Raw genomic sequence first — 23,061 nt, 5'->3', positions numbered from 1 at the left:
GGCGCCGGGGCGGATCCCGCCGCCCGGCGCACGCTCCCGGGGCGAGGTGGCGGCCCGCAGAGGCGGGCGCGCGACCCGGAGGGTCACGTTCCGCCGGGCGCCGCGCCGGGTGACAGACTGGCGCCATGGACGAACGTGTGATGGGCAGGTCTGATCAGTGGGCATCGGTGGTCGGTCTCGGCACGTGGCAGCTGGGCGCCGACTGGGGTGACGTCGACGACAAGGAGGCGGAGGCCGTCCTGGAGGCGGCGGCCGAGTCCGGGGTCACCTTCCTCGACACCGCGGACGTCTACGGCGACGGGCGCAGCGAGGAGACCATCGCCACGTTCCTGCGCAGCAGGCCCGATCTCCATGTGCTGGTCGCCACCAAGATGGGCCGCCGGGCCGAGCAGGTCCCCGAGAACTACGTGCTCGACAACTTCCGCGCCTGGAACGACCGTTCGCGCCGCAACCTCGGCGTCGACCGGGTCGACCTGGTGCAGCTGCACTGCCCGCCCACCGCGGTCTACTCCTCCGACGCGGTGTACGACGCCCTGGACACCCTGGTCGAGGAGGAGCGCATCGCCGCGTACGGGGTGAGCGTGGAGACCTGCGCGCAGGCGCTGACCGCGATCGCCCGGCCGCACGTGGCGAGCGTGCAGATCATCCTCAACCCGTTCCGCATGAAGCCCCTGCGCGAGGTGCTGCCCGCCGCCCGCGAGGCCGGTGTCGGCGTCATCGCGCGCGTGCCGCTCGCCTCCGGGCTGCTGTCCGGCAAGTACACGAAGGACACGGTCTTCGCCGAGAACGACCACCGCACCTTCAACCGCCACGGCGAGGCCTTCGACCAGGGCGAGACCTTCTCCGGCGTCGACTACGCCACGGGCGTCGAGGCGGCCGCCGAGTTCGCGGCCCTCGCGCCGGAGGGCTACACCCCGGCCCAGCTGGCGCTGCGCTGGATCATCGAGCAGGACGGCGTCACCACGGTGATCCCCGGTGCCAGGAACCCGCGGCAGGCCCGCGCCAACGCGGCCGCCGCCAAGTTGCCGCCGCTGCCGCCGCAGACCTTCACCGCGATCCGGGAGCTGTACGACCGGCGCATCAAGGACCAGGTCGAACACCGCTGGTAGCGGTCGCGGCGCACACCGTTTGAACGGCCGGGCGGACGGTTACACGCACCGCATGAGTCAGGACGGGCTGCGCCGGGGGCGGAACGAGACCGAGGAGGAGCGGGCCGACCGGATGTGGGGCGAACTCATCCAGGAGGTCCGCGTCGCCCAGACGGGCGTGCAGATCCTCTTCGGCTTCCTGCTGACCGTCGTCTTCCAGCCGAAGTTCGCCCGGCTTCCCGACACCGACCAGACCATCTACATCGTCACCGTGATCCTCGGCGCCTGCACCACCGGCGCCCTCATCGGTCCGGTGTCCCTGCACCGCCTGGTCGCCGGCCGGAAGGTCAAGCCCGAGGCGGTGCGGCTCGCCTCCCGGATGACCTTCGTCGGCCTCCTCATGCTGCTCGCCACCATGACGTGCGCCCTGCTGCTCGTGCTGCGCGTGGCCACCGGTGACAGCTACCTCGCATGGCTGGTCGCGGCCGTCGTCGCTTGGTACCTCCTGTGCTGGTACGGCCTGCCCCTGTGGGCCCGCCACCGGCACACCCGCCCGCCGGCCGACCACTAGGGCCTGTCTGACGATTCCCGTCTGCCGCGCGAGCGACGACGCGCATGGTCAGACAGGCCCTGGCCGCCTCGGCCGGAGCCGTTGTAAAGGAAACCTTGACGCCCTGGAGCTGTAAAGGCATCCTTTACGTGTGACGGACGCTTCGAAGAGCCTTTCCTCCCTCAGTGCCCTGCTGGCCGAACAGGCCTCGGTCCTGGCCGGGGCCCTGGGCAGCCCGCTGACCCCGCCCGCCTATCTCGACCTGGTGCGACGCGCCCGGGGCGTGGACGAGGTGGCGGAGCAGGTGCTCAAGCTGTGCGTGCAGCAGAGCCGGGACGCCGGTCACACCTGGCAGGAGATCGGGGACCTGCTCGGAGTCACCCGCCAGGCCGCGTTCCAGCGGTTCGGCAAGCCCATCGATCCCCGAACGGGAGAACCCATGGACAAGACAGTGCACATGACCGACGCCGCCGAGCGGGCCGTCGAGATCGTCACGGACGTGCTCGAGGGACGCATGGACCGGGCGAGGCGGTCCTTCAACGCCCAGGTCCTGGAGGCGTTCACCGACGAGGTGCGGGGCAGCGGCATGGCCACGGTCGCCGGCATGGTGGGCGCCTTCGAGGGCTTCGGCGAGGCCGAGCCGTTCGTCCGGCGCATCGGCGACCACACCGTCGTCGACGTCCCGCTGTGCTACGAGGCCGGAGACATGAAGGCCAGGGTCGCGTTCGACACCGACGAGAAGGTGGCGGGCCTCTTCATCCTGCCCCCCGAGACCCCGTGACCCCCGCGGCGTAGACGGCCTGCCCGGCTCGTCGCCGTCCACGCCGTGGACGGCGCTCGTGCCGCCCGAGGCGTGGCTCGCCGGCTGCGTCTTCGGCAACGTGACCGGGCTCATCGCCTGTCCGAGGTTCGGCCGGAGCGAGGACCGTCAGGTGCTCAGCCCGCCGAGAGGATGTCCGCCAACAGCTCGTCCACCCGGACGCGTTCGCTCCCGGCCGGGACGACCCGGTGGGTCTCGCGCAGGAACGAGGCGATCGCCGGCGCCCAGGCGAACACCACCGCGTGGTGCCTGCTGCCGTCCGGCCGGACGTCGCCGAGGAACTCCATGCGCAGTTCGTTCCACATCCCGGTGGCGGCCGGACGCAGGCGCACGTCACCCACGCCGACCGGCTTGTCGAGCCCGTCGGAGAGCATCTCCCGGTCCAGCCGCCAGCTGGCCAGCACATGGCCGTCGTGGCCGAAGACGGCCGTCACGGCGAACGGGTCGTCGGCGTCGTAGCTGAGATGGGCGAGGACGGGACACCGGTCGGTGCCCTGCGCGCGGAGCTGGACCACCAGGGTCTTGTGCACGAACGACTTCATGCGAGGGCCTCCGGGAACGATCGGTGTAGGCCCTCTAGTACCCCCGGTTCGCCCGTGTTGCTCACCCGTTCGAATGATTCCCGTGCGGACCCCGCAGCGCCGCCAGGCAGGAGCCGATGGCCTGCTGGAGTTCCTCGAGCCGCTGGACCATGTCGTCCTCGTAGAAGTCCTGGGCGTCGTCGAAGGTCAGCTCCTCGAAGGCCCTGGTCGCCTTCTGCAGGCTGCTGTAGAACTTCGTCCGCCGTTCCTGGACGCGCAGTTCGGGGTCGGCCTCCACCGCCTCGGCGACGAGCGACTTCATGGTGTCGTAGGCGTCGGTCGCCCACTCGCCGGTGTCCTCGCCGTCCTCCAGCTCGTCGATCAGCGACAGATGGCGTTCGGCCTCCTCGCGCAGGTCGGAGGGTGCCTCGACGGTCTGCCCGGCCGGAGTCCTGATCTGCCCGGACTCGGCGATCTGGCGGACGTAGCCGATCCGGTCGGCGGCCCGGCTCTGGCTCGCCACGGCCTTCTTCAGGTCGTCGGTCCGTACGACGTCCCGGGCCAGCTCCGCCTGCAGGCCGGCGTCCTCCCTGACCCGGTCCAGCAGGGCGGCGCGGGCCGCGCGGGCGGTGGCGGGGTCGGCGAGGATCGCGGCGCGCAGCGCGGTGGGGTTCTCGGCGACCTCCAGCGCCTTGGTGGGGCGGATGCCCTCGGCCTCGGCGGCCTGGGCGATCGCGGTGCCCCGCTCGGAGGCGGCGCTGTTGCGCGAGGCGTAGTAGCTCAGCCACGCGTCCGCGTCCGGGAGTTCCACCTCCTGGCCCGGCAGCAGCGCCTCCAGGTGCGGGACGAGACCGTCGTCCGCGGCCCGGTCCCAGGCCCTGTAGTAGCGCATCACCCGCTCCGCGGAGCAGCCCGCCAGCTCCGCGAACTCCTTCGCCGACACCTTCGGCGTCTCACCGGCGGTCTGCCCGCCCGGCCGCACGCTGCGCGCCACCATCAGCGCGAAGGCCCAACCGCCGGTGCGCGCGTAGACGCCGAACTCGCGGGCGTCGCGCGCCACGAGGTCGGACAGCGGGGGCGCGGCCGGGGCGGACGGATCGGACGACGGCTCGATGACCAGGGTCACGGATGACTCTCCTGCGGGAACGGCTGGGGAGGACCGCACCCGGGGCCGGGTGCGGACAGGAAGCCTATATGGACCCATTGACCATGCTTTGAGGCGCCCGTGTCCGTACCGGCCGTGCGGGCCCGCGCACCGCCTCAGCCGAACGCCTTCCGCAGCGCGGGCAGCAGGGTCTTCGTCGACCAGTCGAGGAACTCCGGCTGGGTGTCCCCGCCGATCTGGACCAGGGCGACCTCCCCGAAGCCGGCCTCGGCGTAGGGTCGTACGGCCTCGACGAAGGCGTCCGGGTCGTCGCCGCACGGGACGGCGGAGGCGACGTCGTCGGTGGTGACGAACTGCGTCGCCGACTCGAAGGAGTCCGGGTGCGGCAGCTCGGCGTTCACCTTCCAGCCCAGTCCGAACCAGCGGAACTGGGCGTGGGCCCGCTCGACCGCCGTGTCCCGGTCGGGGCCGTAGCTCACCGGCAGCTGGCCGACCCGGGGCTTGCCGCTGCCGCCGTGCCGGTCGAAGGCCTCCAGCAGGCCCGCCTTCGGCTCGGTCGCGATCACCAGGTCGGCGAGGTGCCCGGCGAGCTTGCAGGACTGCTCGCCGGAGACGGCGATGCCGATGGGCGGCGCCTGCTCCGGGAGGTCCCACAGCCGGGCCGACTCCACGTCGTAGTGCGGTCCGTGGTGGGTGACGTGGCCGCCCCGGAACAGGGCGCGGATGATCTCCACGGCCTCCTCCAGCATCTCGTGGCGCACGTCCACCGGCGGCCAGCCGCCGCCCACGACGTGCTCGTTGAGGTTCTCGCCGGCGCCCAGCCCCAGCCGGAACCTGCCCTCGGACAGCAGCTGCACGGTGGCCGCCTTCTGCGCCACCACGGCGGGGTGGTAGCGCAGGATGGGGCAGGTGACGTAGGTCATCAGCGGGATCCGCTTGGTGGCCTGGGCGGCGGCGCCCAGCACGCTCCACGCGTACGAGGAGTGGCCCTGCGAGCGCAGCCACGGAAAGTAGTGGTCCGAGATCACCGAGAAGTCGAATCCGGCGTCCTCGGCGCGCACCAGGTGGTCCACCAGGTCCCGGGGACCGGCCTGCTCGGTCATCATCGTGTATCCGATTTGCACCATACGGGGCGAGTCCCCGGGCCCGCGTGCGGAAAACGGACGCGGGGCGGGGTCAGTGCCCCGGCTCGCGGAAGGTCTTCAGGAAGGTGGCGAGCGCCAGCCGGTTCGCGGCGTCGTCCCAGCTCGCGGCCGGGGTGGTGAAGCGCAGGGAGAAGCCCCGGCGGCCGCCGAGCAGGAAGCCGCGGCCGAAGGTGTGCACGCGGCCGTCCCCCGACCCGGCCAGCCACTCCAGGTCGGCGGCCGAGTGCCCCCGGTAGGTGGTGGCCCGTACGGTGCCGACGCGCTGGTAGCCGGGGAGGCGCCGCAGGCCCGGCTCGACGTCGTCGCGCCAGACGGCGACCGGATCGGGGCCCACGCGCTCGCTGTAGGTGACGGCGAGGGTGGGGGAGGCGCCGTCCGTGCCGAAGGTGACGCGGTAGGCGAGACCGCTCACGCGGGAGGTGGTCAGCCGCTTCCAGCCGCCGGGTAGCGCCACCGAGAATCCCTCCGGCGCGGCGTACGTGCGGTAGCCGGCCGGCAGGGCGGGGGAGCCGGAGGCGCTCGGCGTGGGGGTGCCGCCGCCCGTGTGGCGGCCGGTGGGGTTCGCCGGTGCGGCGGCTCGGGGCGGCTTGGGCGCCGTGCCGGTGCCGGGCAGGAGGTGGGTCGCGGCGAGCACCCCGAGGGCGATGGTGCCGACGGCCAGCGCGGTACCGGCGGCCAGCGCCCAGCGGCCGCGCCCGGGGAGTGCCGCCCGCACGCCCGCGGACGCGCCGCGCGGTCGCGGCACCGGCTCCCCGTCCGCGCCGCTCCCCTCGTCCAGGGTCCGGAGCAGGGCCGCGCGGACCACGGGCCGGGTCAGCCGCTCCCGTGAGTTCTTGCGCAGCAGACCCTGCACGGCCGGGGTGAGCGGGCCGGCCCGCAGCGGGGTGCGCAGCGGCAGCCGGTCCAGCGCGTTCATCGTGACGTCGGGGCGGCCGCGGTCCCGGAACGGCGGCCTCCCCTCGACCATGGTGTAGAGCAGCGCGCCCAGCGCCCACAGGTCGGCGGCCGGCCCGATGCGCTCGTCGCGCGCCTGTTCCGGCGAGGCGTACGACGGTGCCGTGAGCCGCGGCGCGAGGGTCGCGCCCGCGAGTCCGAACCCGGTGACGACGACCGGACCGCCGTCCCGCACGAAGACCTGGCCCGGGCTCAGCTCGCCGTGGGTGATGCCCTCGTCGTGCGCGGCCTGGAGCACGTCGAGCAGTTCCAGGCCGGTCCGTGCCGCCCGCACCGCGTCGAACGAGCCCTCCTGTTCGAGCAGCCGGCTCAGGGGCGTGCCCGCGATCAGGTCGACGACCGTCCACAGGGTGCCGTCTTCCACCACGGCGTCGACGACCTCGGCGACCTGGCCGGGGCACAGCAGCCGCATGGTCTCGGAGGTGCGCACGACCCGGGCCGTGACCCGGCGCGCCGTGTCCTCGGCGGCGGGCTCCGGAAGGGTGGTCTGCGCCACCATGCGCGGCTGCCGTGCCGTGACGTCCTCGGCGTACCACCAGAGGCGGTTCGTCTCGCGCGTGAAGACGTCCAGGAGCCGGTACCGTCCGGCGATCAACCCGTGTGCGGAGACATGCGCCTTGACCATGGTCATCCCTCGCTGAAACCCCTGTTTTCGTGTCTTCCAGAGGTACGCGGGGCGCGCGGGGGTGCGTTCAAAGAATCCTCAACTCGCGCCCCCTCCTGCCTTTTATTCAATTCTTCGAAAGGGCTTGCGAGTTTGGGATGGGTGTACCCGGCGACGCTTCCGCCTGCGGGTAACCGAGGGTAATGTCACCGCAGCCCAAACCGGTCGGCCCAGCCGATCAGTTCCCCGGGGGTCGTGTTGCCCCCGCACACCACCAGGCCGAGCCGGGCGCCGGCGCCGACCCGGGCCGCCACCTCCCGGGCCGCGGGGAGCAGGCAGCCCGCGGCCGGCTCGGCCCACAGCTTGGCGTGCTCGGCGAGTTCCAGGCAGCCCCGCACGGCGTCCCGGTCCGGCACCACCAGCACCTCCTCGACGAGCGCCGACACGTGTTCGTAGGTCGACCTCGACACCGCGGGCGGGCTGAGCGTGGTGACCAGCGACGTCAGCGGCACCTGGACCGGCCCGCCCGCCCGCAGCGCCGCGGACATGGACTCGGCGCCTTCCGTCTCCACGCCCCAGACCCGCACCCCGGGGCGCCGGGCCCGCAGCGCCGCCGCGACCCCGGCGATCAGCCCGCCGCCCCCGATGCTGACGACGACGTCCGTCAGCCCGTCGTCCGCGTCCTCGGCCAGCTCCAGCCCGACCGTGCCCTGCCCCGCGATCACCACCGGGTCGTCGAACGGGTGGACCAGGGTCAGCCCCTCGTCCCTGAGCCGGGTCACCAGCCGGAAGGCGCTGTCCATGCCGTCGGTCAGCCGCACGGACGCCCCGGCCTCCCGCGCGAGCGCGACGGAGCGCGCGGGCGCGGTACGGGGCATCACCACCGTCGCCTTCACGTCGAGGGCCGCCGCCATCACCGCGAGCGCGATCCCGTGGTTGCCGCCGCTGACCGCCACCACGCCCGCCGCCCGCTCGGCCCCGCTCAGCGACAGCAGCTTCGCCGTGGCCCCGCGGGCCTTGAACGAACCGGTGCGCTGGAGCAGTTCGAGCTTGGCGGTGACCGGGACGCCGAGCAGTGCGCCGAGTCCGGGGCTCGGCACGGTCGGCGTCCGCACGACGTGTCCGGCGATCCGCCGGGCGGCGGCTTCGATGTCCGAGATGCCGATCAAGGTGGTTCACCCTTCCGGCGCGGGGGTGGGAACCGCGCCGTCCGCACCCTGACCCGCGGGTTCCCGCGAGGTCAACACCGTTTCCCGGGACGGCTACAGCTCGCGGCCCACCAGGGACTCCACGAGCGTGCACAGGTCCGCGGCGGCCCCGGCGGCCAGCGGCGCCCCCGCGAGCAGTTCGCGCGCGGCCCGGGTGTGCGCGCGGGCCTCGGCCAGCGCCGCCGTACGGCCGCCCGCCTCCTCGATCAGCCCGGCCGCCTCCTCGGCCCGCCCGGGGGAGCCGAGCAGCGCGGACAGCCTGGGCCCCGCGGGGGAGCCGAGCGCGACGAGCACCGGGTACGTCTTCCTGCCCTCGCGCAGATCGCCGCCCACGGGCTTGCCGGTGACCGCCGGGTCGCCCCAGACGCCCAGCACGTCGTCGACGAGTTGGAAGGCGATCCCGAGCCGCCGCCCGGCCCGGTCCAGCGCGTGGACGGTGGCCTCGGGCGCCCCGCCGAGCGCGGCGCCGAGGGCCCCGGCGCAGCCCAGCAGGGCGCCGGTCTTGCCCTCCGCCATCCTCAGGTACTCCGCCTCCGTCACCCGCCGCGGACCGCTCGGCGGGCGGTCGGCGAAGAGCAGGTCGTCGGCCTGTCCGCGCACCAGGTCCGCGAGGGCCGCCGAGAGCAGCCGCACGGCTCCGGGGCCGCCGGGCGCGGCGGCCAGGGTGTCCACCGCCAGCGCGAACAGCGCGTCCCCGGCGAGCACCGCGGGGCCCGTGCCGTACGCCTGCCACACCGCGGGCCTGCGGCGCCGGGTGGTGTCGCCGTCCATGATGTCGTCGTGCAGCAGCGAGAAGGCGTGCACCAGCTCCACCGCGACCGCCGCCGGCACACCGGCCCGGCCGTCGGCGCCCGCGGCCTCGGCGCCGAGCACGGCCAGCGCCTGCCGTACGCCCTTGCCGCCCGGCGCGGTGGCGGGCGCCCCGCCGACCTCGCACCAGCCGAAGGAGTACGCGGCCATCTCGGCCACCCACGGGTGCAGCCGGTCCACGGCCTCCGTGAGCGCGGGCCGCACCAGGTCCCGGCAGCGGGCGAGGACCTGGCCGGGCGCCCGCAGCGGCGAGGTGAGGGGCGTCATCGCGCGACCTCCGTGCCAAGGCCCAGTTCCCGCTGGGCCCGCGTCACCATCTCCCGCGCGTGCCGCAGCCCGCCGCGCTCCAGGATCCGGGCCAGGTCGGCGAGTTCGGCCGCGGTCTCGGCGCGGTCGCGGCCGAGCCGGGCGAGGGACTTGGCGAGGCCCAGCCGCGACAGGGCCTCGCCGCGCGGCTCGCTCATCGCGCGGAACTCCTCGAGCGCCAGCTCGTACAGGTCCCGGGCCTCGGCGTACCGGCCGGCCCGGTACAGGACGTTGCCGCGCATCTTGTGGTTGTACGCGAGCGCGCTGGAGAGGTTCATCGCCCGGCAGCTCGCCTCCGCCCGGGACAGCAGCTCCAGCGCCCGTTCCGTGTCCTTGTCGCGGACCGAGACGATGTCGGCGAGCCCGCGCAGCGCCCAGGCGTGCCCGCGCCGGTCCTCGGCCCGCTCGGCTATCTCCGCCGCCTCCTCGAACAGCGCGTACGCCGTGTCGTGGTCCCCGGTGTTGCGGTGCATCTGCGCGATGCCCTCCAGCGCCCACACCGTGTGCCGGGCCTCCCCGCGCCGGCGGGCCTCGGCGAGCAGCTGCTCGTGCAGCCGGCCGACCGCCGCGTAGTCGCCCTGGATCCGGCCCGTCTCGGCGAGACCCGCGAGCGAGTAGCCCCGGACCACGACGTCCCCGCCCCGCTCGCCGAGTTCGGCCGCGAGCCCGAGCAGCCGCCAGGCCAGCGGGAACGCCCCGCGCTGCCGGGCGAGGGTGCCGCCGCTCCAGAGCGCCCAGGCCATGGCCGCGGTGTCCCCGGCCTCGCGGGCGGCGCGGTAACTCGCCTTCCAGGCCCGGTCGGCGTCCCGTACGTGCCCGAGCCGCCGGTGCGCCTCGGCGGCGGCGAGCCCGCAGCGCGCCGCCTCCTCGGGGTGGCCGGAGCGCTCGGCCTCGCGGAGCCGCTCGGTGGCCTCGGCCAGCACGTCGACCAGCGAGGAGTTCACGGACAGTGTGGTCAGGGCGCCCTGGTACTCCGGGGCGAAAGCCTTGCCGTACATGCGTACCCTTCTATACACGAAGCGTATACATAGCGTGTATAGTATCTCGGAAAAAGAGCCCCGGTCCGGACGGCCGGGGCTCATCGGTCTGTTGAGGATCAAGACGCGGGCGCGGCGACGGGGGTTGCCCGCGCCGACCGGCTCACATGTGAAGGTTCAGTGCTGCTGCGGCCTCTGCGGTGTCAGCTCGCTCGGCCGCACCACGACGAACCCCTCGCCCTGGAGCATCAGCTGCACGGCCTCCCCGGAGCCGCCGCGCAGCATCGAGCCGATGGACTGGGAGCGGTGCAGCGAGGTCTGCAGGTGCGCGGTCCAGCCGACCACCGCGTCCGTGTCGACGTACACCGGGGACTGCGCCGACACCGGTATGACCAGCGGGTTGCCCTCGCACACCAGACCCAGCCGGCCGTGCCCGCTGAACACGCTGTTGAACAGGCCGCCGCCGGCGATGCCCGAGCCCTTCACCGTCTTGATCTCGTACGACAACGAGGCGTCGAAACACAGCACGTTGCGGCCGTTCACGGTGAACAGGTCGCCGGGCTCGACATCGACGACGAAGCAGTTCTGCGCCTCGTGCGCGAACCAGGCCTCGCCCTGCCCCCGCACCGCCATGAGGGGCAGCCCCTCTCCCGTGACCGCACGCTTCAGCATGCCGCCGACGCCCTGCCCCTTGCGCTCGAACCCCAGGCTGCCGCGGTAGGCGACCATCGCGCCCTGGCGCGCGTACATCTCGCCGTTCACCGCGTACCTGATGCACTTGGCGTTCTCGACGGTCATGCCCGGCTCCGCGGCCGGGCGCACCACGTGCTCACCGGAGAAAAGATCACCCTTCATGCGGGGCATGGTGTCCCGGAGGGCCTGGTTCCGCCAAGATCGCGGAGCGATTCCGTTCAGCCGCCGAACAACTGCGCCCAGTACGTGCCCGCCCGGCCGCCCCCCGTGAAGCCGATGCCGATGTGGGTGAACTCCCGTCGGAGGATGTTGGCGCGGTGCCCGGGGCTGTCCATCCAGCCGGTCACTACCTAGGCGGGGGAGCGCTGCCCGCAGGCGATGTTCTCGCCGACCGTGCGCCGCGAGGAGCCCGCCGCCGGGGGCGCGGCAGCGCGCGTGAGCGCTCCGCGCCCCCTACTCCTTGGCAACGGCGCCCGCGTCCGGGTGCCCCTCGACGGCCGGGCCCCTGCTCTTTGGTGCCCAGCGGCCGTGTCCTGGTGCCGTTCGACGGTCGCCGCGCCTTTGCCCTTCGGTCCCCTGCGGCCGTGCCGCTGGTGCCGCCGGTGCCGTTTGACGGCCGTCGCGCCTCTACCCCTTTGCCCCGGCGCCCGCGTCCTCGTTTCGCTCGGCGGTCGCCGTGTTCCGCGGCGTCTTGGCCTGCTTGCCGCAGAACGCCGACTCCAGTGTTCCCGCCAGCGCGTTGAGCACGGTGCCGTTGTTCGACGTGGTGGCGACGGCCGTCAGGCTCCGGCTTCCGTCCTTCGCGGAGAACGCGTAGGTGTAGTAGCCCTGTACGGCACCGGTGTGCCCGTAGACCGAGACCCCGCAGGACAGATCGCGGCGCCGCAGCCCGAGCCCGTAGGCCGTGGTGCTGTTCACCGGCGTCCACCGCTCCATCTCGCCGAGCCGCGCGGTGGACAGCAGCCTGCCGCCGGCCAGCGCGCCGAAGAACACGTCCAGGTCCCGCGCGCTGGAGATGATGGCGCCCGCGCTCTGCGCCCACGACACGGTCTGATCGGTCGCGTCGACGAGCGGGTCGCCCGCCCGGTCGGGGGTGAGGTAGCCGCGGGCGTGGGGGCCCGGGATCCGGGTGTCGGGGTGGACGTAGAACGTGTCGCGCAGCCCCAGCGGCTTGAAGATGCGGTTCTCGTACTCGGTCCGCACCGAGTGGCCCGTGAGCTTCTCGATGAGCATGCCGGCGACGACGAAGTTGGTGTTGGAGTACGAGTAGGCGGCGCCGGGCTCGTTGGTGCGCGGTTTCTTCAGGGACAGGGCGACCAACTGGCGGTAGGTGAAGACCTTGTCGCGCACGGCCTCGAAGCCGGACACGCTGTCGGCGAACAGGTCGTCGGTGTAGTCGTACAGGCCGCTGCGGTGGCTCAGCACCTGGCGGACCGTGATCCGGTCGTCGGGCAGCAGCCCGGGCAGATAGCGGTTGACCGGGGCGTCGAGCGCCAGCCGGTGTTCGTCGGCGAGTTGCAGCAGGACGACGGCCGAGAAGGTCTTGGTGACGCTGCCGACGCGGAACCGGTCCTCGGCGGCCATGGGCCGCCCGGTGGTCCGGTCGGCGAGTCCGCTCGTGAACCGGTACGTGCTGCCCCGGTCGTCGATCCTGGCCAGCGCCCCCGGTGCGCCCTGGGCCACCACCGACCTGAGCACCGCGGCCACGCCCGAGGGGTCCGGCGCCGGGAGCTCCGCTGCCGCCGGGGACTTCGGCTCCCCGGTCGCGGCCCGCGCCGGCACCGCGAGGAGCGACAGCACCACCGCTCCGAGGACCGCACCCCTGTTCACCCTGGCTGAGACCATCCGGCACCCACTCCCATCGAGACGACTGTTGATGCGATATCGGTCACATTCCGGCCTGGGAACCTAGGGGATGGCAGCGGCGTCTCCACAGCCGACACACAGTTGGTCATACAGCGATCACTCTCTGGCGCCCATTTGCAAAGGATTGCCATAGAAGGTCGCGAAATGGATCATTCCGTCTTTACGTGCACATGACTGATCCGTAAGGGTGACTTCTCGGGGCCCGACCAGCCCCCTTGGCGTCCAACCACGCCATGCCTCAGGGCGGTTGACGATCCGACCGCCTTCGAACGAAGGAACCCTGATCAGATTGCGTAGACCGCACATACGTTCCCTGGCCGTCGCCGTCGCGGTGACGACGGCCGCCACGGGCCTGGCCGGCACTGCCTTCGCGGGACCTTCCGCCACGGGGGCGGACCGGTCCGCCGTGTCCTCCGCCACGAACACCGCCGCGGTGGTGGAGGCGGCGCGCACCGCGGCCTTCGCCCACGCCTCGGCCTCCGGGGTCTCCCAGGGCGACGAACTCCACGCCCAGGACGTCATGCTGGACCCCGAGGGCGCCCGGCACGTCCGCTTCGTCCGCACCCACGACGGCATGCCCGTGCTCGGCGGTGACCTCGTGGTCCACCTCGACCACAAGCTCGCCTACACCGGCGTGACCAGCGCGTCCGACCGCGCCGTCAAGCCGGCCGCCACCAAGGCCAAGCTGACCGCCGGTCAGGCCGCCGCCAAGGCGGCCCAGGCCGCGAAGGGCGAGGCGGGCAGCGCCCAGCTCGTCGTCGACGCGCGCGGCGGTGCCTCCGCGCTCGCCTACCAGGTGACCGTGACCGACGAGAACGGCACGAACACCGTCGTCGTCGACGCCGTCACCGGCAAGGTGCGCAGCAACACCCCCGACAGCGATGAGTTCCTGTCGCCGAAACTGCTCGACGCCCTGCACCAGCGCGGCGAGACGATCGACCCGGCCACCGGCACCGCCGCCACCCCGGCCGCCGGCCTGCTCGGCGCGGGCGCCTCCGCCGCCACGAGCTACCCGTCGGCCGCCAAGGGCACCGGCAAGACCCTCTTCGTGGGCAGCGTCGGCCTCACCACGACGCAGACCTCGCGCGGCCACTACCAGCTCGCGGACCCGAGCCGGTACGGCACCGAGACGCGGGACGCCAAGGGCAAGATGACGGAGAACTTCGGCACGGGCACGAAGTTCACCGGCACCACCAACGTGTGGGGCAACGGCGCGACCTCCAACCGGGCCAGCGCCGCCGCCGACGCCCAGTACGGCATCACCGAGACCCTGGACTTCTACAAGAAGACCTTCAACCGCAAGGGCATCGCCAACAACAGCAAGGCGGCCCACGGTCTGGTGCACTGGGGCAACAAGGTCGCCAACGCGTTCTGGGACCCGACCTGCAACTGCATGCTGTACGGCGACGGCGACGGCAAGACCTTCAAGAAGCCGCTCGTCGTGCTCGACGTCACCGGTCACGAGCTGACCCACGGCGTGGTGGACGCCACGGCCAAGCTGCAGCCGACCTACGTCGACGCGGACGGCAACCAGTACGGCGAGCCGGGCGCGCTGAACGAGTCCCTCGCGGACATCTTCGGCTCCAACGTCGAGTTCTTCGCGAACAACAAGAAGGACACCCCCGACTACCTCATCGGCGAGAAGCTGGGCCTCGCGCAGAAGTTCCTGCGCCGCCTGGACCACCCCTCGCTCGACAAGCTCGAGGGCACGATCGACTACTGGTCGCCGGACACCTACTACACCGAGGTGCACGCCGGTTCCGGTGTCTCGTCGCACGCCTACTACCTCCTCGCGGAGGGCAGCGGCAAGAAGACGATCAACGGCGTCGCGTACGACTCGCCGACCTACAACAAGTCCACGGTCAAGGGCATCGGCCGCACCAAGGCGACCGCCATCTTCTACCGTGCGCTGACCCGCTACATGGTCTCCACCACCGACTTCCACGACGCGCGCACCGCGACGCTGAAGGCGGCCAAGGACCTGTACGGCGCGAACAGCACCGAGTACAAGACGGTCGACAAGGCGTGGGCCGCGGTCAACGTCACCGCCGCCAACACGCCGGCCGCCCGCCACTGACGGACGGCAGCAGCACACCGCACCACCGGATGCCCCGCCCCGCGCGGGGCATCCGCATGTCCGCGGCCGCGCACGCGGACCGACTCCCCCCGCGCCAAAGGGACGTGGACACCGCACACGGCGGCGGTGGCACGGACACCGATCTGCGAAACTGGTGTGCGCGCTGTTCGGCGACCACCGCACGGCGGCCGTGGAACCCGGCGGGGACGCCGGCTTCGCCGCCACCGCCGGAGCCGTGCGCGAACGGCCGTACCTGCCCGTGGTGAGCCCGCGACCGGCCGGCTGGAGGAGCGGATGTCACCGGACGACCTCGGCGGGACCCCTCGCCGGAACCCGACCGACGTGCGGATCCGCGGCACGGGCGGGACCATGACCTCAGTGGGATACGCAGGCATGCCCCGGAGGGTCCGCATGCGGCCCGGCGGATCCGTCACACTCCGGGACCTCGCCCCGTGAACGGCCGGCTCGGGCGCGCCTGCCGCGTCGCCGCCGCCTTGCTGACCGCCGTCGCCTGCCACGCGGGACCCACCCGGAGCCAGTCCGGGCCCGCCCGTGCGGCCGTCACCCTGCCCCCCGCCGCCACCCGGCCCACCGGCGTGGTCACCTGGGGCGCGAGCGCCGACCGCATGGCGGAGGGGGCGGCCGGCCAGGGCTACCGGATGGTCGTGCACACCAGCGTCGGCGGCAGCGCCCCGCGGGTCCGCCTCACCAACGCCTTCGGCGACCGGCCGCTCACCCTGGACAGCGTCTACGCGGGCCTGCGCCGCGCCGGCGCCGCACTGCGCCCCGGCAGCAACCACCGCCTGACCTTCGGCGGCGCCCGCACGGTGACCGTCCCGGCGGGCGCCGTGGCCTGGAGCGACCCGCTGCCCGGCAGGCTGCCCGCCGGTTCCGACCTCGTCGTCAGCCTGCACACCCCGAACGCGGCCGGCCCCGCCACCGGCCACTGGACGGCGATGCAGACCTCGTACACCGGCCAGGGCGACCACACCGCCGACGAGAGCGCCACCCACTGGACGGGGACCACCGGCGCCTGGTGGTACCTCGACGCCGTCGCCGTACGGCCGGCCCGTCCGGCCACCGGCGCCGTGGCCGCGCTCGGCGACTCCCTCACCGACGGCCGGCAATCCACCCCCGACCTGAACCACCGTTGGACCGACTACCTCGCCCGCCGGCTGCACACGGCCCGCACCGCCGTCGAGGGCGTGGCCGACGAGGGCATCTCGGGCAACCAGGTGCTCGCCGACGGCGGCGGCCAGAGCGCCCTGCACCGGCTGGACCGGGACGTGCTGTCCCAGCCCGGCGTCCGCACGGTCTTCCTCTTCGAGGGCGTCAACGACCTCAAGGCCCGTACCGGCGTCACCGCCGCCGATCTGATCGCCGGCTACCGGGAGATCGTGCGGCGGGCGCACGCGGCCCACAAGTGCGTGGTCGCCGCCACCGTAGGACCGTTCAAGGGCTGGCCGGAATGGGACCCGGCCGCCGAGGCCGTGCGCCGGCAGGTGAACCATTACATCCGTACCAGCGGGGAGTTCGACGCTGTCACCGACTTCGACCGCACCCTGCGCAGCCCCTACGACCCCGAACGGGTGCTGCCGTCCTTCGACGGCGGCGACCATCTGCACCCCGACGACAAGGGCATGCGGGCGCTGGCCGACACGGTCGACCCGCACCGCCTCGACTGCACCCGCTGAGCCCGCGCCGGGGCCCCGCCCTACCGGAGGGTCTGCGCCCAGTCCGCCGGCACGCGTCCCTCCGGGCCCGGTGTCGGCTGCTCGGCGGGATGGCTGTCCGGCGGGCTCAGTTCGGGGCCGGAACCGTAGAGCTCGTCCGTGGCGTAGTTCCAGAACCAGTCCTCGCCCGGCTCGAAGCTCTGGATGACGGGATGCCCGGTGGCCTCGTAGTGCGCGGTGGCGTGCTTGGCGGGGGAGTCGTCGCAGCATCCGATGTGCCCGCACTGGGCGCAGCGGCGCAGATGGAACCACCAGCCGCCCGCCTCGTCGCACTCCACACAGCCGGGGCCGCTCGGCGCGACACCCGGGTCGATTCCGTCGACGGTGCTCATACGGCTTCCTCCGCTCGTTCCTCGGACTCTTCGGGCCCTGACGACCCTGGTGCCTCGGCGGTCAGGGGCAGCAGCACCTGGAAACGGGTGTCGCCGGGCACCGACTCGACCCGCAGGGTGCCGTGGTGCTTGTTGACGACGATCCGCCAGGAGATGTCCAGGCCGAGCCCGGTGCCCTCGCCGACCGGCTTGGTGGTGAAGAACGGGTCGAAGATCCGGCCCCTGATCTCCGGCGGGATCCCGGGCCCGGTGTCCCGGAACTCGACCAGCACCTGGTCGTTGTCGAGCGCGGTCCGCACCGTCAGCCTGCCCTCGCCGCCCGCGCCCTTGATGGCGGAGACCGCGTTGTCGATGAGGTTGGTCCACACCTGGTTCAGCTCCGCCGGATAGGCGGGCACGGGCGGCAGCGTGCGGTCGTACTCCTTCACGACCTCGATCCCCGCGCCGATCTTGCCGGACAGCATCAGGACGGTGCTCTCCAGGAGTTCGTGCACGTCCACCACCCGGTACGGCGCCCGGTCCAGCTGGGAGTACTGCTTGGCCGCGTCCACGAGGTGCGAGATGCGGGTGGTGGAGTCCTCGATCTCGTTCATCAACAGCTCGGTCTCGACGGTGTAGTTGAGCCACCCGACCGCGCCCGCCAGGATCTCCTCGTCCACGGCCGCCGCGACCTGCTCCAGCCAGTCGACGTCGAGCCCCGCCTGCACGAAGGTCGGCGCCACCTGCCAGCCGTTGTCGATGCCGTGGTCCTCCAGCCAGTCGGTGAGCGTGTCCTCCCGGTCGGCGGCCTCCAACGGACTGAGCGCGGGGGCCTTCGCGACCCGCTCGGCGGTGCGCTCCTGGATGTCGATCAGACCCGCCAACGCCTCCCGGGAAAAGGGTGCTTCGGCGATGATCGCGAGCTTGTGCCGCATCTTCGCGACCCGCTCCCGCAGGGTCGCGGTGGCCCGCACGGCCGCCGCGGCCGGGTTGTTCAGCTCGTGCGTGAGCCCCGCGGACAGCGAGCCGAGCGCCAGCAGCCGCTCGCGCTGACCGATCGCGGCCTGGGTGCTCTTCGACCCGAAGAACAGCCCCTCCAGCAGGTGCACGGCCATCGGGAACCACTCGCGCATCACGTCCGCGAAGATGTCCGCCGGCAGCACGAAGAACCGGCTCGGCTCCGTGACCCGCATCGAGTTGTTGTACACCTGCCGCACCCGGTCGTCGAGGTACGCCTGCATCGCGCCCGCGTACACCCCGCGCTGCGAGGTCCGGGTGACCTCGACGTCGTCACCCGCGACCCGGCGGTAGAGCACGACCGTGCCCTCCAGCAGGACGAAGAAGCAGGTGGCGGGATCGCCCTCGGTGTACACCGGACCGGGCTGGAACAGCTCCACCCGCCCCTCGCTGCACAACCGGCCCAGCTGCTCGGGGCCCAGCTTCTCGAAGAGGAACAGCGAGCCGATCTCCTTGGGGCTGCACGGCATGACCTGTCCGCTCATGACTGCTCCAGGTACCGGTGGACGAGCATCACGGCCATGGCTCCCTCTCCGACGGCGGACGCGACACGTTTCGCCGACTCGGCGCGCGCGTCGCCCGCCACGAACACGCCGGGAATGCTGGTCTCCAGGTGGTACGGCGGCCGGTCCAGCTCCCAGCCGGCCGGCGGCCGCCCGTCGGCGGTCAGGTCGGGCCCCGACAGGATGAACCCGCGCTCGTCGCGCAGCACCGTGTCGCCGAGCCAGTCGGTCAGCGGGGCGGCGCCGATGAACACGAACATCCACTGGGCGTCGACCCGTTCGGTGTCGCCGGTCGCCGTGTGGCGCAGCGTCAGCTGCTCCAGGTGGCCGGAGCCATGGGCCGCGTCCACCACGGTGTGGCTGCGTACGGAGATGTTCGGCGCCTCACCGATCTGCTGGATCAGGTAGTACGACATGGACGCCGACAGGTCCGCGCCGCGCACCAGCAGCGTCACCGACTTCGCGCCCCGGGACAGGTACATCGCCGCCTGGCCCGCCGAGTTGGCGCCGCCGACGATGTACACGTCCTGCCCCTGGCAGGAGGCCGCCTCCGTCAGGGCCGAGCCGTAGAACACCCCGCAGCCGGTGAGGTCGGTGCAGCCCTGCGCCTGCAACTGCCGGTACTGCACCCCGGTCGCGAGGATCACGCTGTGCGCGGCGATCGCCGACCCGTCCGCGAACCGCACCACCCGTGCCGCGCCGTTGACCTCGAGCCCCGTCACCTGGCGCGCGGTCAGGATCTCGGCGCCGAACCGGGCCGCCTGCCGTCGCGCCCGGTCGGTCAGCTGGGCGCCGGAGACACCGTCGGGGAAGCCGAGGTAGTTCTCGATCCGGGAGCTCTGCCCGGCCTGCCCGCCGGTCGCCGACCGCTCCACGAGCACGGTCCGCAGCCCCTCGGAGGCGCCGTACACGGCGGCCCCCAGCCCGGCGGGACCGCCGCCGATCACGATCAGGTCGTAGAAGTCGGCCGTGGGCGTCGTCGCGAGGCCCACCCGCGCGGCCAGCTCGGGTGCCTCGGGCTCGACCAGGGCCGTGCCGTCGGGGGTGATCACCAGCGGCAGCCGCTGACCGTCCTGCCCCGCGGCGGCCAGCAGCCGCTGCCCCTCCGGCTCCTCCACCGAGTACCAGCGGTAGGGCACCTGGTTGCGGGCCAGGAACTCGCGTACGTCCGAGGACCGCGCCGACCAGCGGTGCCCCACGACCTTGGTGCTCGGCACCGGCCGGTAGTCGCTGCAGCGCCACGCCTGCAGCAGGTCGTCCAGGACCGGGTAGAGCTTCTCCTCCGGCGGGTCCCACGGCTTGAGCAGGTAGTGGTCCAGATCGACCACGTTGATCGCGTCGATGGCCGCGCTGGTGTCGGCGTACGCGGTCAGCAGCACCCGCCGCGCCCCGGGATAGACGTCAAGCGCCTGTTCGAGGAACTCGATGCCGTTCATCTGCGGCATGCGGTAGTCGGCCAGGATGACGGCCACCAGGTCGCCGCGCAGCTTCAGCTCGCGCAGGGCCTCCAGCGCGGACTCCCCGGACTCCGCGCGCACGATCCGGTACGACTCGCCGTAGCGCCGCCTGAGGTCGCGGGCGACGGCGCGGGAGACCCCCGGGTCGTCGTCCACGGTCAGGATGACGGTCCGCGCTGCGTCGGCGGCCTGTGCCATACGTCTCCCACCCCGAGCGTTGGTCCCACGGGACGGTGTCGTGGGGACCACCGCACCGGTACGCGCCCATCGTATGTTCGATCGCCCCCGTTCGCTCTGGTGTACCGGACCGCCCCCGGGCGCCGTACGGAGATCGTCGAAGGGATCGGTCCGCCGGTGCGCGCCGGGGCCGATAGTGGGCACCAGCACCACGAGCACGCGACGACGAGGAGGACACGGATGGCACGCGCGGTCACGGCAGGGGTGGACGGCACGGAGGAGAGCCTGGCGGCGCTGCGGTGGGCCGCCCGGGAGGCCGTACGCCGTGGGCTGCCCGTGCGGGTGGTGCACGCGTGGCGGTACGCCGAGGCGCTCGCGGAGGCCGACCGGGACACCCAGCGCGGATGGGTCTCGCAGGGCGTCTCGGACGCCGTGCGGGACCTCTCCGAGCGGCATCCGGAGCTCGCGGTGAGCGTCGACGTGGTCGAGGCCGGGGCCGTGGAGGCGCTGGTCCGGGAGGCCGCGGAGGCGGAGGTGCTGGTCCTGGGCTCGCGCGGACACGGCCCGCTGCTCGGCTTCCTGCTGGGCTCCGTGGGCCAGCAGGTGATCGCCGAGGCCGCCCGGCCCGTGGTCCTGGTGCGGGCCGGGGACCGGGCGGCGGGGGAGGCCGCGGGGCGGGACGTCGTGGTCGGCCAGCACGGCAGCCCGGAGGACAGCGCGGCGACGCTGCGGTTCGCCTTCGAGACGGCGGCGGCCCGCGGCGCGACCGTCCGGGCCGTGCGGGCGTGGACGCTTCCCCCGGTCTTCGCCTACAGCCCCGGCTCGCTCAAGCTGCTGGACGACGTGGGCGGTCTGGAGCCGTACGAGAAGCGGGCGCTGGCCGAGGCACTGGAGCCCTGGCGGCAGCGGTTCCCCGAGGTGCCCGTCGCCGAGCAGGTGGAGATGGGCAGCGCGGCGCAGGTACTGCTGTCGACGGCCGACCGGGCCCAGCTGATGGTCGTGGGCCGCCGGGCGCACCGGACGGCCGTGGGCGCCCGGATCGGGTCGGTCGCGCACGGGGTGCTGCACCACGCGGGCTGCCCGGTGGCCGTGGTCCCGCACGAGTGAGCTAGCGCGGGTCCGCGGGCTGGAGGGTGGCGCGGGCCCTGGGCAGCACGTTCTCGATGTAGTCCGCCACGGCCGTGCCGAGACCGATGTCGTGCTGGGCGCGCTCCGACAGGTACCAGCGGTGTTCGAGGAGCTCGTGGTAGATCTCCGCGGGATCCATGGCGCCGCGCAGCTCGGGCGGCACGGCCCGCACCGTGGGCCGGAACACGTCCCGCACCCAGCGGTGGGCGAGCACCTCGGGCCGCGCGGCCAGGGGGTCGCCCGGGGCGTGGTCGTCCTGGGTGGCCATCCAGCTCTCCAGGTCGTTCAGCAGCCGCCGCGCCTGGTTCTCCTCGGCGTCCAGGCCGGTCAGCCGCAGCAGCTGCCGCTGGTGGTGGCCGGCGTCGACGACCTTCGGCACGAAGGTGACCGTGTCGCCGCCCGGTGAGTGCCCGATCTGCATCTCGGCCACGTCGAAGCCGAGGTCGTTGAGGCGGCGTATCCGGCGTTCCATGTAGTGGTACTTGCCCGCCGGGTACACCGAGGTGCGGGTCAGCTCCTGCCACAGGCCCTCGTAGCGGGTGCAGATCTCGTGGCCGAACTCGACCGGGTCGACGGACGGGTGCAGGGCGCCGGAGGCCTCCAGGTCGAGCAGCTCGCCGCTGATGTTCACCCGGGCCAGGTCGAGGTCGTAGTCCCGCTGCCCGGGGCTGAGCCGGGGGTGCAGGTCGCCGGTCTCGGCGTCGACCAGGTAGGCGGCGTAGGCACCGGCGTCCCGCCGGAACAGGGTGTTGGACAGCGAGCAGTCGCCCCAGGCGAACCCGGCCAGGTGCAGCCGCACCAGCAGCACGGCGAGGGCGTCCATCAGCCGGTGCATGGTGGCCGGGCGCATGGTCGTCTCGAACATCGACCGGTACGGCAGCGAGCCGCGCAGGTGCCGGGTGACCAGCACCGGCTCCAGCGGGGCGCCCGTGCCGTCGGTGCGGCCGGTGACCACGGCGAGCGGGTCGACGGCGGGGATGCCCAGCCGGTCCAGGTCGCGCAGCAGTCCGTACTCGCGCAGCGCGGGCCGTTCGGCCAGCTCCTTGACGGCGACGACCTCCTCGCCCGCGTGCGCATAGCGCACGACGTGCCGGGAGATGCCCCGGGGGAGCGGCACGAGGTACTCCTCGGGCCACTCCTCCAGCGGCACGTCCCACGGCAGGGCGAGCAGCAGGGCCGGATGCTCCGGGTTCGTGGCGCTGATCTGCAAGGCCATGCCACGAACCCTAAGGCCCCGCCCGGCCGTTCTAGGAGGCCCGGTCCCGGGCCTGCTCGGCGGCGGCGCGCACCGGGCCCCGGTGCACCGGGCCGTGCCCGGGCAGCAGGATGTCGCCGTCGAGCGCGGCGATGGTGTCCAGCGAGGCCAGCACCCCCGCGCGCTCGTGGTGGAAGAAGTCGTGCAGCAGTTGCGGCCCCTTGACGCGTGAGGTCGCGTGGCCGCTCACCAGGGCGTCACCGGAGATGACGATCCCCGCGTCCGGCAGGTGGTAGACGCAGTGGCCGTCGGTGTGGCCGGGCGTGTGCACGGGCACAGGGCGGCCCGGCAGGTCGAGCGGACCCTCGCCGGGGAACGGCTCGGGCGCGGTGACCGGGTTGTGCTCGATGCCGCCGACGCGGATCACGTGCCACGCCCAGGGCAGGACGCCCGGCCGCCAGGCGTTGCGCACGACGTCGCCGATGGTGGCCTGCTGCAGGAAGTCCCGCCGGGCGTGCGGGACTTCGGCGGGGTGCAGATAGACCGGGGTGCCGTGCGTGGAGCGCAGGTACTCGGCCGAGCCCAGATGGTCGTTGTGCGCGTGGGTGATCAGCACCGCGGCCACCGCCTCCGGTGAACTGCCCACCGCCGCGAGGGACTCCAGGACCCCGGGCCGGTCGCCCGGGTATCCCGTGTCCACCAGCGTGACGGCGTCCCCGTCCTTGAGGATCACCCAGTTCACGTTGTTGCCGTGCACCAGATAGGTGCCGTCGGCGACTTGCTTCACCTCTGCACGCATGGTCTCCCCGAGCCCCC

General features: G+C 73.1%; 20 protein-coding genes and 1 pseudogene. 6 read left to right on the top strand and 15 right to left on the bottom strand.

Features of this window, described 5'->3' with window-relative positions:
* Nucleotides 1-125: 125 nt before the first annotated feature.
* The 3 genes from ACZ7FF_RS20805 (at nucleotide 126) to ACZ7FF_RS20795 (ending at nucleotide 2,419) form a co-directional block, all read left to right on the top strand.
* Nucleotides 126-1,109 carry an aldo/keto reductase gene (locus ACZ7FF_RS20805; RefSeq protein ID WP_470813715.1) on the top strand — a complete coding sequence of 328 codons (984 nt, stop codon included), beginning with the start codon at nucleotides 126-128 and terminating at the stop codon, nucleotides 1,107-1,109.
* Nucleotides 1,110-1,161: 52 nt separating this feature from the next.
* Entirely contained in the window at nucleotides 1,162-1,659 is a 498-nt protein-coding gene (locus ACZ7FF_RS20800; RefSeq protein ID WP_470813714.1) for a DUF6328 family protein, read from the top strand.
* Between the two features lie 130 nt (nucleotides 1,660-1,789).
* Nucleotides 1,790-2,419, top strand: a complete 630-nt coding sequence (locus ACZ7FF_RS20795; RefSeq protein ID WP_470813713.1) for a DUF3887 domain-containing protein — start codon at nucleotides 1,790-1,792, stop codon at nucleotides 2,417-2,419.
* A 155-nt stretch (nucleotides 2,420-2,574) separates the two neighbouring features.
* Here the strand turns inward: ACZ7FF_RS20795 and ACZ7FF_RS20790 are convergent, their stop codons facing one another.
* The 10 genes and pseudogenes from ACZ7FF_RS20790 to ACZ7FF_RS20745 form a co-directional block, all read right to left on the bottom strand.
* Nucleotides 2,575-3,000, bottom strand: coding sequence for an SsgA family sporulation/cell division regulator (locus tag ACZ7FF_RS20790; protein WP_470813712.1), 426 nt, complete (start codon nucleotides 2,998-3,000; stop codon nucleotides 2,575-2,577).
* 61 nt (nucleotides 3,001-3,061) lie between these two features.
* Entirely contained in the window at nucleotides 3,062-4,105 is a 1,044-nt protein-coding gene (locus ACZ7FF_RS20785; RefSeq protein WP_470813711.1) for a hypothetical protein, read from the bottom strand.
* A 134-nt stretch (nucleotides 4,106-4,239) separates the two neighbouring features.
* Nucleotides 4,240-5,211: an LLM class F420-dependent oxidoreductase gene (locus tag ACZ7FF_RS20780; RefSeq protein ID WP_470813710.1), complete on the bottom strand. Its 972-nt coding sequence runs from the start codon at nucleotides 5,209-5,211 to the stop codon at nucleotides 4,240-4,242.
* Nucleotides 5,212-5,260: 49 nt separating this feature from the next.
* Nucleotides 5,261-6,814 carry a serine/threonine protein kinase gene (locus ACZ7FF_RS20775; RefSeq protein WP_470813709.1) on the bottom strand — a complete coding sequence of 518 codons (1,554 nt, stop codon included), beginning with the start codon at nucleotides 6,812-6,814 and terminating at the stop codon, nucleotides 5,261-5,263.
* Nucleotides 6,815-6,993: 179 nt separating this feature from the next.
* Nucleotides 6,994-7,956: a threonine/serine dehydratase gene (locus ACZ7FF_RS20770; RefSeq protein WP_470813708.1), complete on the bottom strand. Its 963-nt coding sequence runs from the start codon at nucleotides 7,954-7,956 to the stop codon at nucleotides 6,994-6,996.
* 93 nt (nucleotides 7,957-8,049) lie between these two features.
* Nucleotides 8,050-9,072, bottom strand: a complete 1,023-nt coding sequence (locus ACZ7FF_RS20765; protein WP_470813707.1) for a polyprenyl synthetase family protein — start codon at nucleotides 9,070-9,072, stop codon at nucleotides 8,050-8,052.
* Entirely contained in the window at nucleotides 9,069-10,109 is a 1,041-nt protein-coding gene (locus tag ACZ7FF_RS20760; RefSeq protein ID WP_470813706.1) for a tetratricopeptide repeat protein, read from the bottom strand. The genes ACZ7FF_RS20765 and ACZ7FF_RS20760 overlap by 4 nt, the downstream gene beginning before the upstream one ends.
* A 156-nt stretch (nucleotides 10,110-10,265) precedes the next feature.
* Entirely contained in the window at nucleotides 10,266-10,943 is a 678-nt protein-coding gene (locus ACZ7FF_RS20755) for an AIM24 family protein (RefSeq protein ID WP_470813705.1), read from the bottom strand.
* Nucleotides 10,944-10,999: 56 nt separating this feature from the next.
* A pseudogene (locus ACZ7FF_RS20750) lies at nucleotides 11,000-11,197 on the bottom strand (CAP domain-containing protein); the annotation flags it as partial.
* 211 nt (nucleotides 11,198-11,408) lie between these two features.
* On the bottom strand, nucleotides 11,409-12,626 hold the full coding sequence (locus ACZ7FF_RS20745) for a serine hydrolase domain-containing protein (RefSeq protein WP_470813704.1): 1,218 nt from the start codon (nucleotides 12,624-12,626) through the stop codon (nucleotides 11,409-11,411).
* A 310-nt stretch (nucleotides 12,627-12,936) separates the two neighbouring features.
* Between ACZ7FF_RS20745 and ACZ7FF_RS20740 the strand changes: the two genes are divergently transcribed.
* Both ACZ7FF_RS20740 and ACZ7FF_RS20735 read left to right on the top strand, forming a co-directional pair.
* On the top strand, nucleotides 12,937-14,724 hold the full coding sequence (locus ACZ7FF_RS20740; protein WP_470813703.1) for a M4 family metallopeptidase: 1,788 nt from the start codon (nucleotides 12,937-12,939) through the stop codon (nucleotides 14,722-14,724).
* A gap of 452 nt (nucleotides 14,725-15,176) precedes the next feature.
* Nucleotides 15,177-16,418, top strand: coding sequence for an SGNH/GDSL hydrolase family protein (locus tag ACZ7FF_RS20735; RefSeq protein WP_470813702.1), 1,242 nt, complete (start codon nucleotides 15,177-15,179; stop codon nucleotides 16,416-16,418).
* Between the two features lie 20 nt (nucleotides 16,419-16,438).
* On the opposite strand, the gene ACZ7FF_RS20730 is transcribed toward ACZ7FF_RS20735, so the two are convergent.
* From ACZ7FF_RS20730 to ACZ7FF_RS20720, 3 genes are read right to left on the bottom strand one after another with little or no spacing between them, the layout of a single operon-like run.
* Nucleotides 16,439-16,789, bottom strand: coding sequence for a UBP-type zinc finger domain-containing protein (locus ACZ7FF_RS20730; RefSeq protein ID WP_470813701.1), 351 nt, complete (start codon nucleotides 16,787-16,789; stop codon nucleotides 16,439-16,441).
* A complete protein-coding gene (locus tag ACZ7FF_RS20725) occupies nucleotides 16,786-18,270 on the bottom strand; it encodes an ATP-binding protein (RefSeq protein ID WP_470813700.1) in 1,485 nt (494 codons plus the stop codon). Before ACZ7FF_RS20725 ends, ACZ7FF_RS20730 begins: the two co-directional genes overlap by 4 nt.
* A complete protein-coding gene (locus tag ACZ7FF_RS20720; RefSeq protein ID WP_470813699.1) occupies nucleotides 18,267-19,943 on the bottom strand; it encodes an NAD(P)/FAD-dependent oxidoreductase in 1,677 nt (558 codons plus the stop codon). Before ACZ7FF_RS20720 ends, ACZ7FF_RS20725 begins: the two co-directional genes overlap by 4 nt.
* 219 nt (nucleotides 19,944-20,162) lie before the next feature.
* Here ACZ7FF_RS20720 and ACZ7FF_RS20715 point away from each other — a divergent pair, with 219 nt between their 5' ends.
* Entirely contained in the window at nucleotides 20,163-21,029 is an 867-nt protein-coding gene (locus ACZ7FF_RS20715) for a universal stress protein (RefSeq protein ID WP_470813698.1), read from the top strand.
* 1 nt (nucleotide 21,030) lies between these two features.
* On the opposite strand, the gene ACZ7FF_RS20710 is transcribed toward ACZ7FF_RS20715, so the two are convergent.
* Nucleotides 21,031-22,266: a DUF4032 domain-containing protein gene (locus ACZ7FF_RS20710; RefSeq protein WP_470813697.1), complete on the bottom strand. Its 1,236-nt coding sequence runs from the start codon at nucleotides 22,264-22,266 to the stop codon at nucleotides 21,031-21,033.
* Nucleotides 22,267-22,297: 31 nt separating this feature from the next.
* On the bottom strand, nucleotides 22,298-23,044 hold the full coding sequence (locus ACZ7FF_RS20705) for an MBL fold metallo-hydrolase (RefSeq protein ID WP_470813696.1): 747 nt from the start codon (nucleotides 23,042-23,044) through the stop codon (nucleotides 22,298-22,300).
* Between the last annotated feature and the right edge of the window lie 17 nt (nucleotides 23,045-23,061).

The organism is Streptomyces sp. NPDC037126 (assembly GCF_055605965.1).
The sequence above is the reverse complement of the archived record's forward strand: the minus strand, read 5'-3'. Positions and strand labels throughout refer to the sequence as shown.

Coding starts and splice junctions, on each gene's coding strand:
- ACZ7FF_RS20805 (WP_470813715.1), top strand. CDS start 126: ATGGACGAACGTGTGATGGGCAGGTCTGATCAGTGGGCATCGGTGGTC.
- ACZ7FF_RS20800 (WP_470813714.1), top strand. CDS start 1,162: ATGAGTCAGGACGGGCTGCGCCGGGGGCGGAACGAGACCGAGGAGGAG.
- ACZ7FF_RS20790 (WP_470813712.1), bottom strand. CDS start 3,000: ATGAAGTCGTTCGTGCACAAGACCCTGGTGGTCCAGCTCCGCGCGCAG.
- ACZ7FF_RS20780 (WP_470813710.1), bottom strand. CDS start 5,211: ATGGTGCAAATCGGATACACGATGATGACCGAGCAGGCCGGTCCCCGG.
- ACZ7FF_RS20775 (WP_470813709.1), bottom strand. CDS start 6,814: ATGACCATGGTCAAGGCGCATGTCTCCGCACACGGGTTGATCGCCGGA.
- ACZ7FF_RS20765 (WP_470813707.1), bottom strand. CDS start 9,072: ATGACGCCCCTCACCTCGCCGCTGCGGGCGCCCGGCCAGGTCCTCGCC.
- ACZ7FF_RS20760 (WP_470813706.1), bottom strand. CDS start 10,109: ATGTACGGCAAGGCTTTCGCCCCGGAGTACCAGGGCGCCCTGACCACA.
- ACZ7FF_RS20755 (WP_470813705.1), bottom strand. CDS start 10,943: ATGAAGGGTGATCTTTTCTCCGGTGAGCACGTGGTGCGCCCGGCCGCG.
- ACZ7FF_RS20745 (WP_470813704.1), bottom strand. CDS start 12,626: ATGGTCTCAGCCAGGGTGAACAGGGGTGCGGTCCTCGGAGCGGTGGTG.
- ACZ7FF_RS20730 (WP_470813701.1), bottom strand. CDS start 16,789: ATGAGCACCGTCGACGGAATCGACCCGGGTGTCGCGCCGAGCGGCCCC.
- ACZ7FF_RS20725 (WP_470813700.1), bottom strand. CDS start 18,270: ATGAGCGGACAGGTCATGCCGTGCAGCCCCAAGGAGATCGGCTCGCTG.
- ACZ7FF_RS20720 (WP_470813699.1), bottom strand. CDS start 19,943: ATGGCACAGGCCGCCGACGCAGCGCGGACCGTCATCCTGACCGTGGAC.
- ACZ7FF_RS20715 (WP_470813698.1), top strand. CDS start 20,163: ATGGCACGCGCGGTCACGGCAGGGGTGGACGGCACGGAGGAGAGCCTG.
- ACZ7FF_RS20710 (WP_470813697.1), bottom strand. CDS start 22,266: ATGGCCTTGCAGATCAGCGCCACGAACCCGGAGCATCCGGCCCTGCTG.
- ACZ7FF_RS20705 (WP_470813696.1), bottom strand. CDS start 23,044: ATGCGTGCAGAGGTGAAGCAAGTCGCCGACGGCACCTATCTGGTGCAC.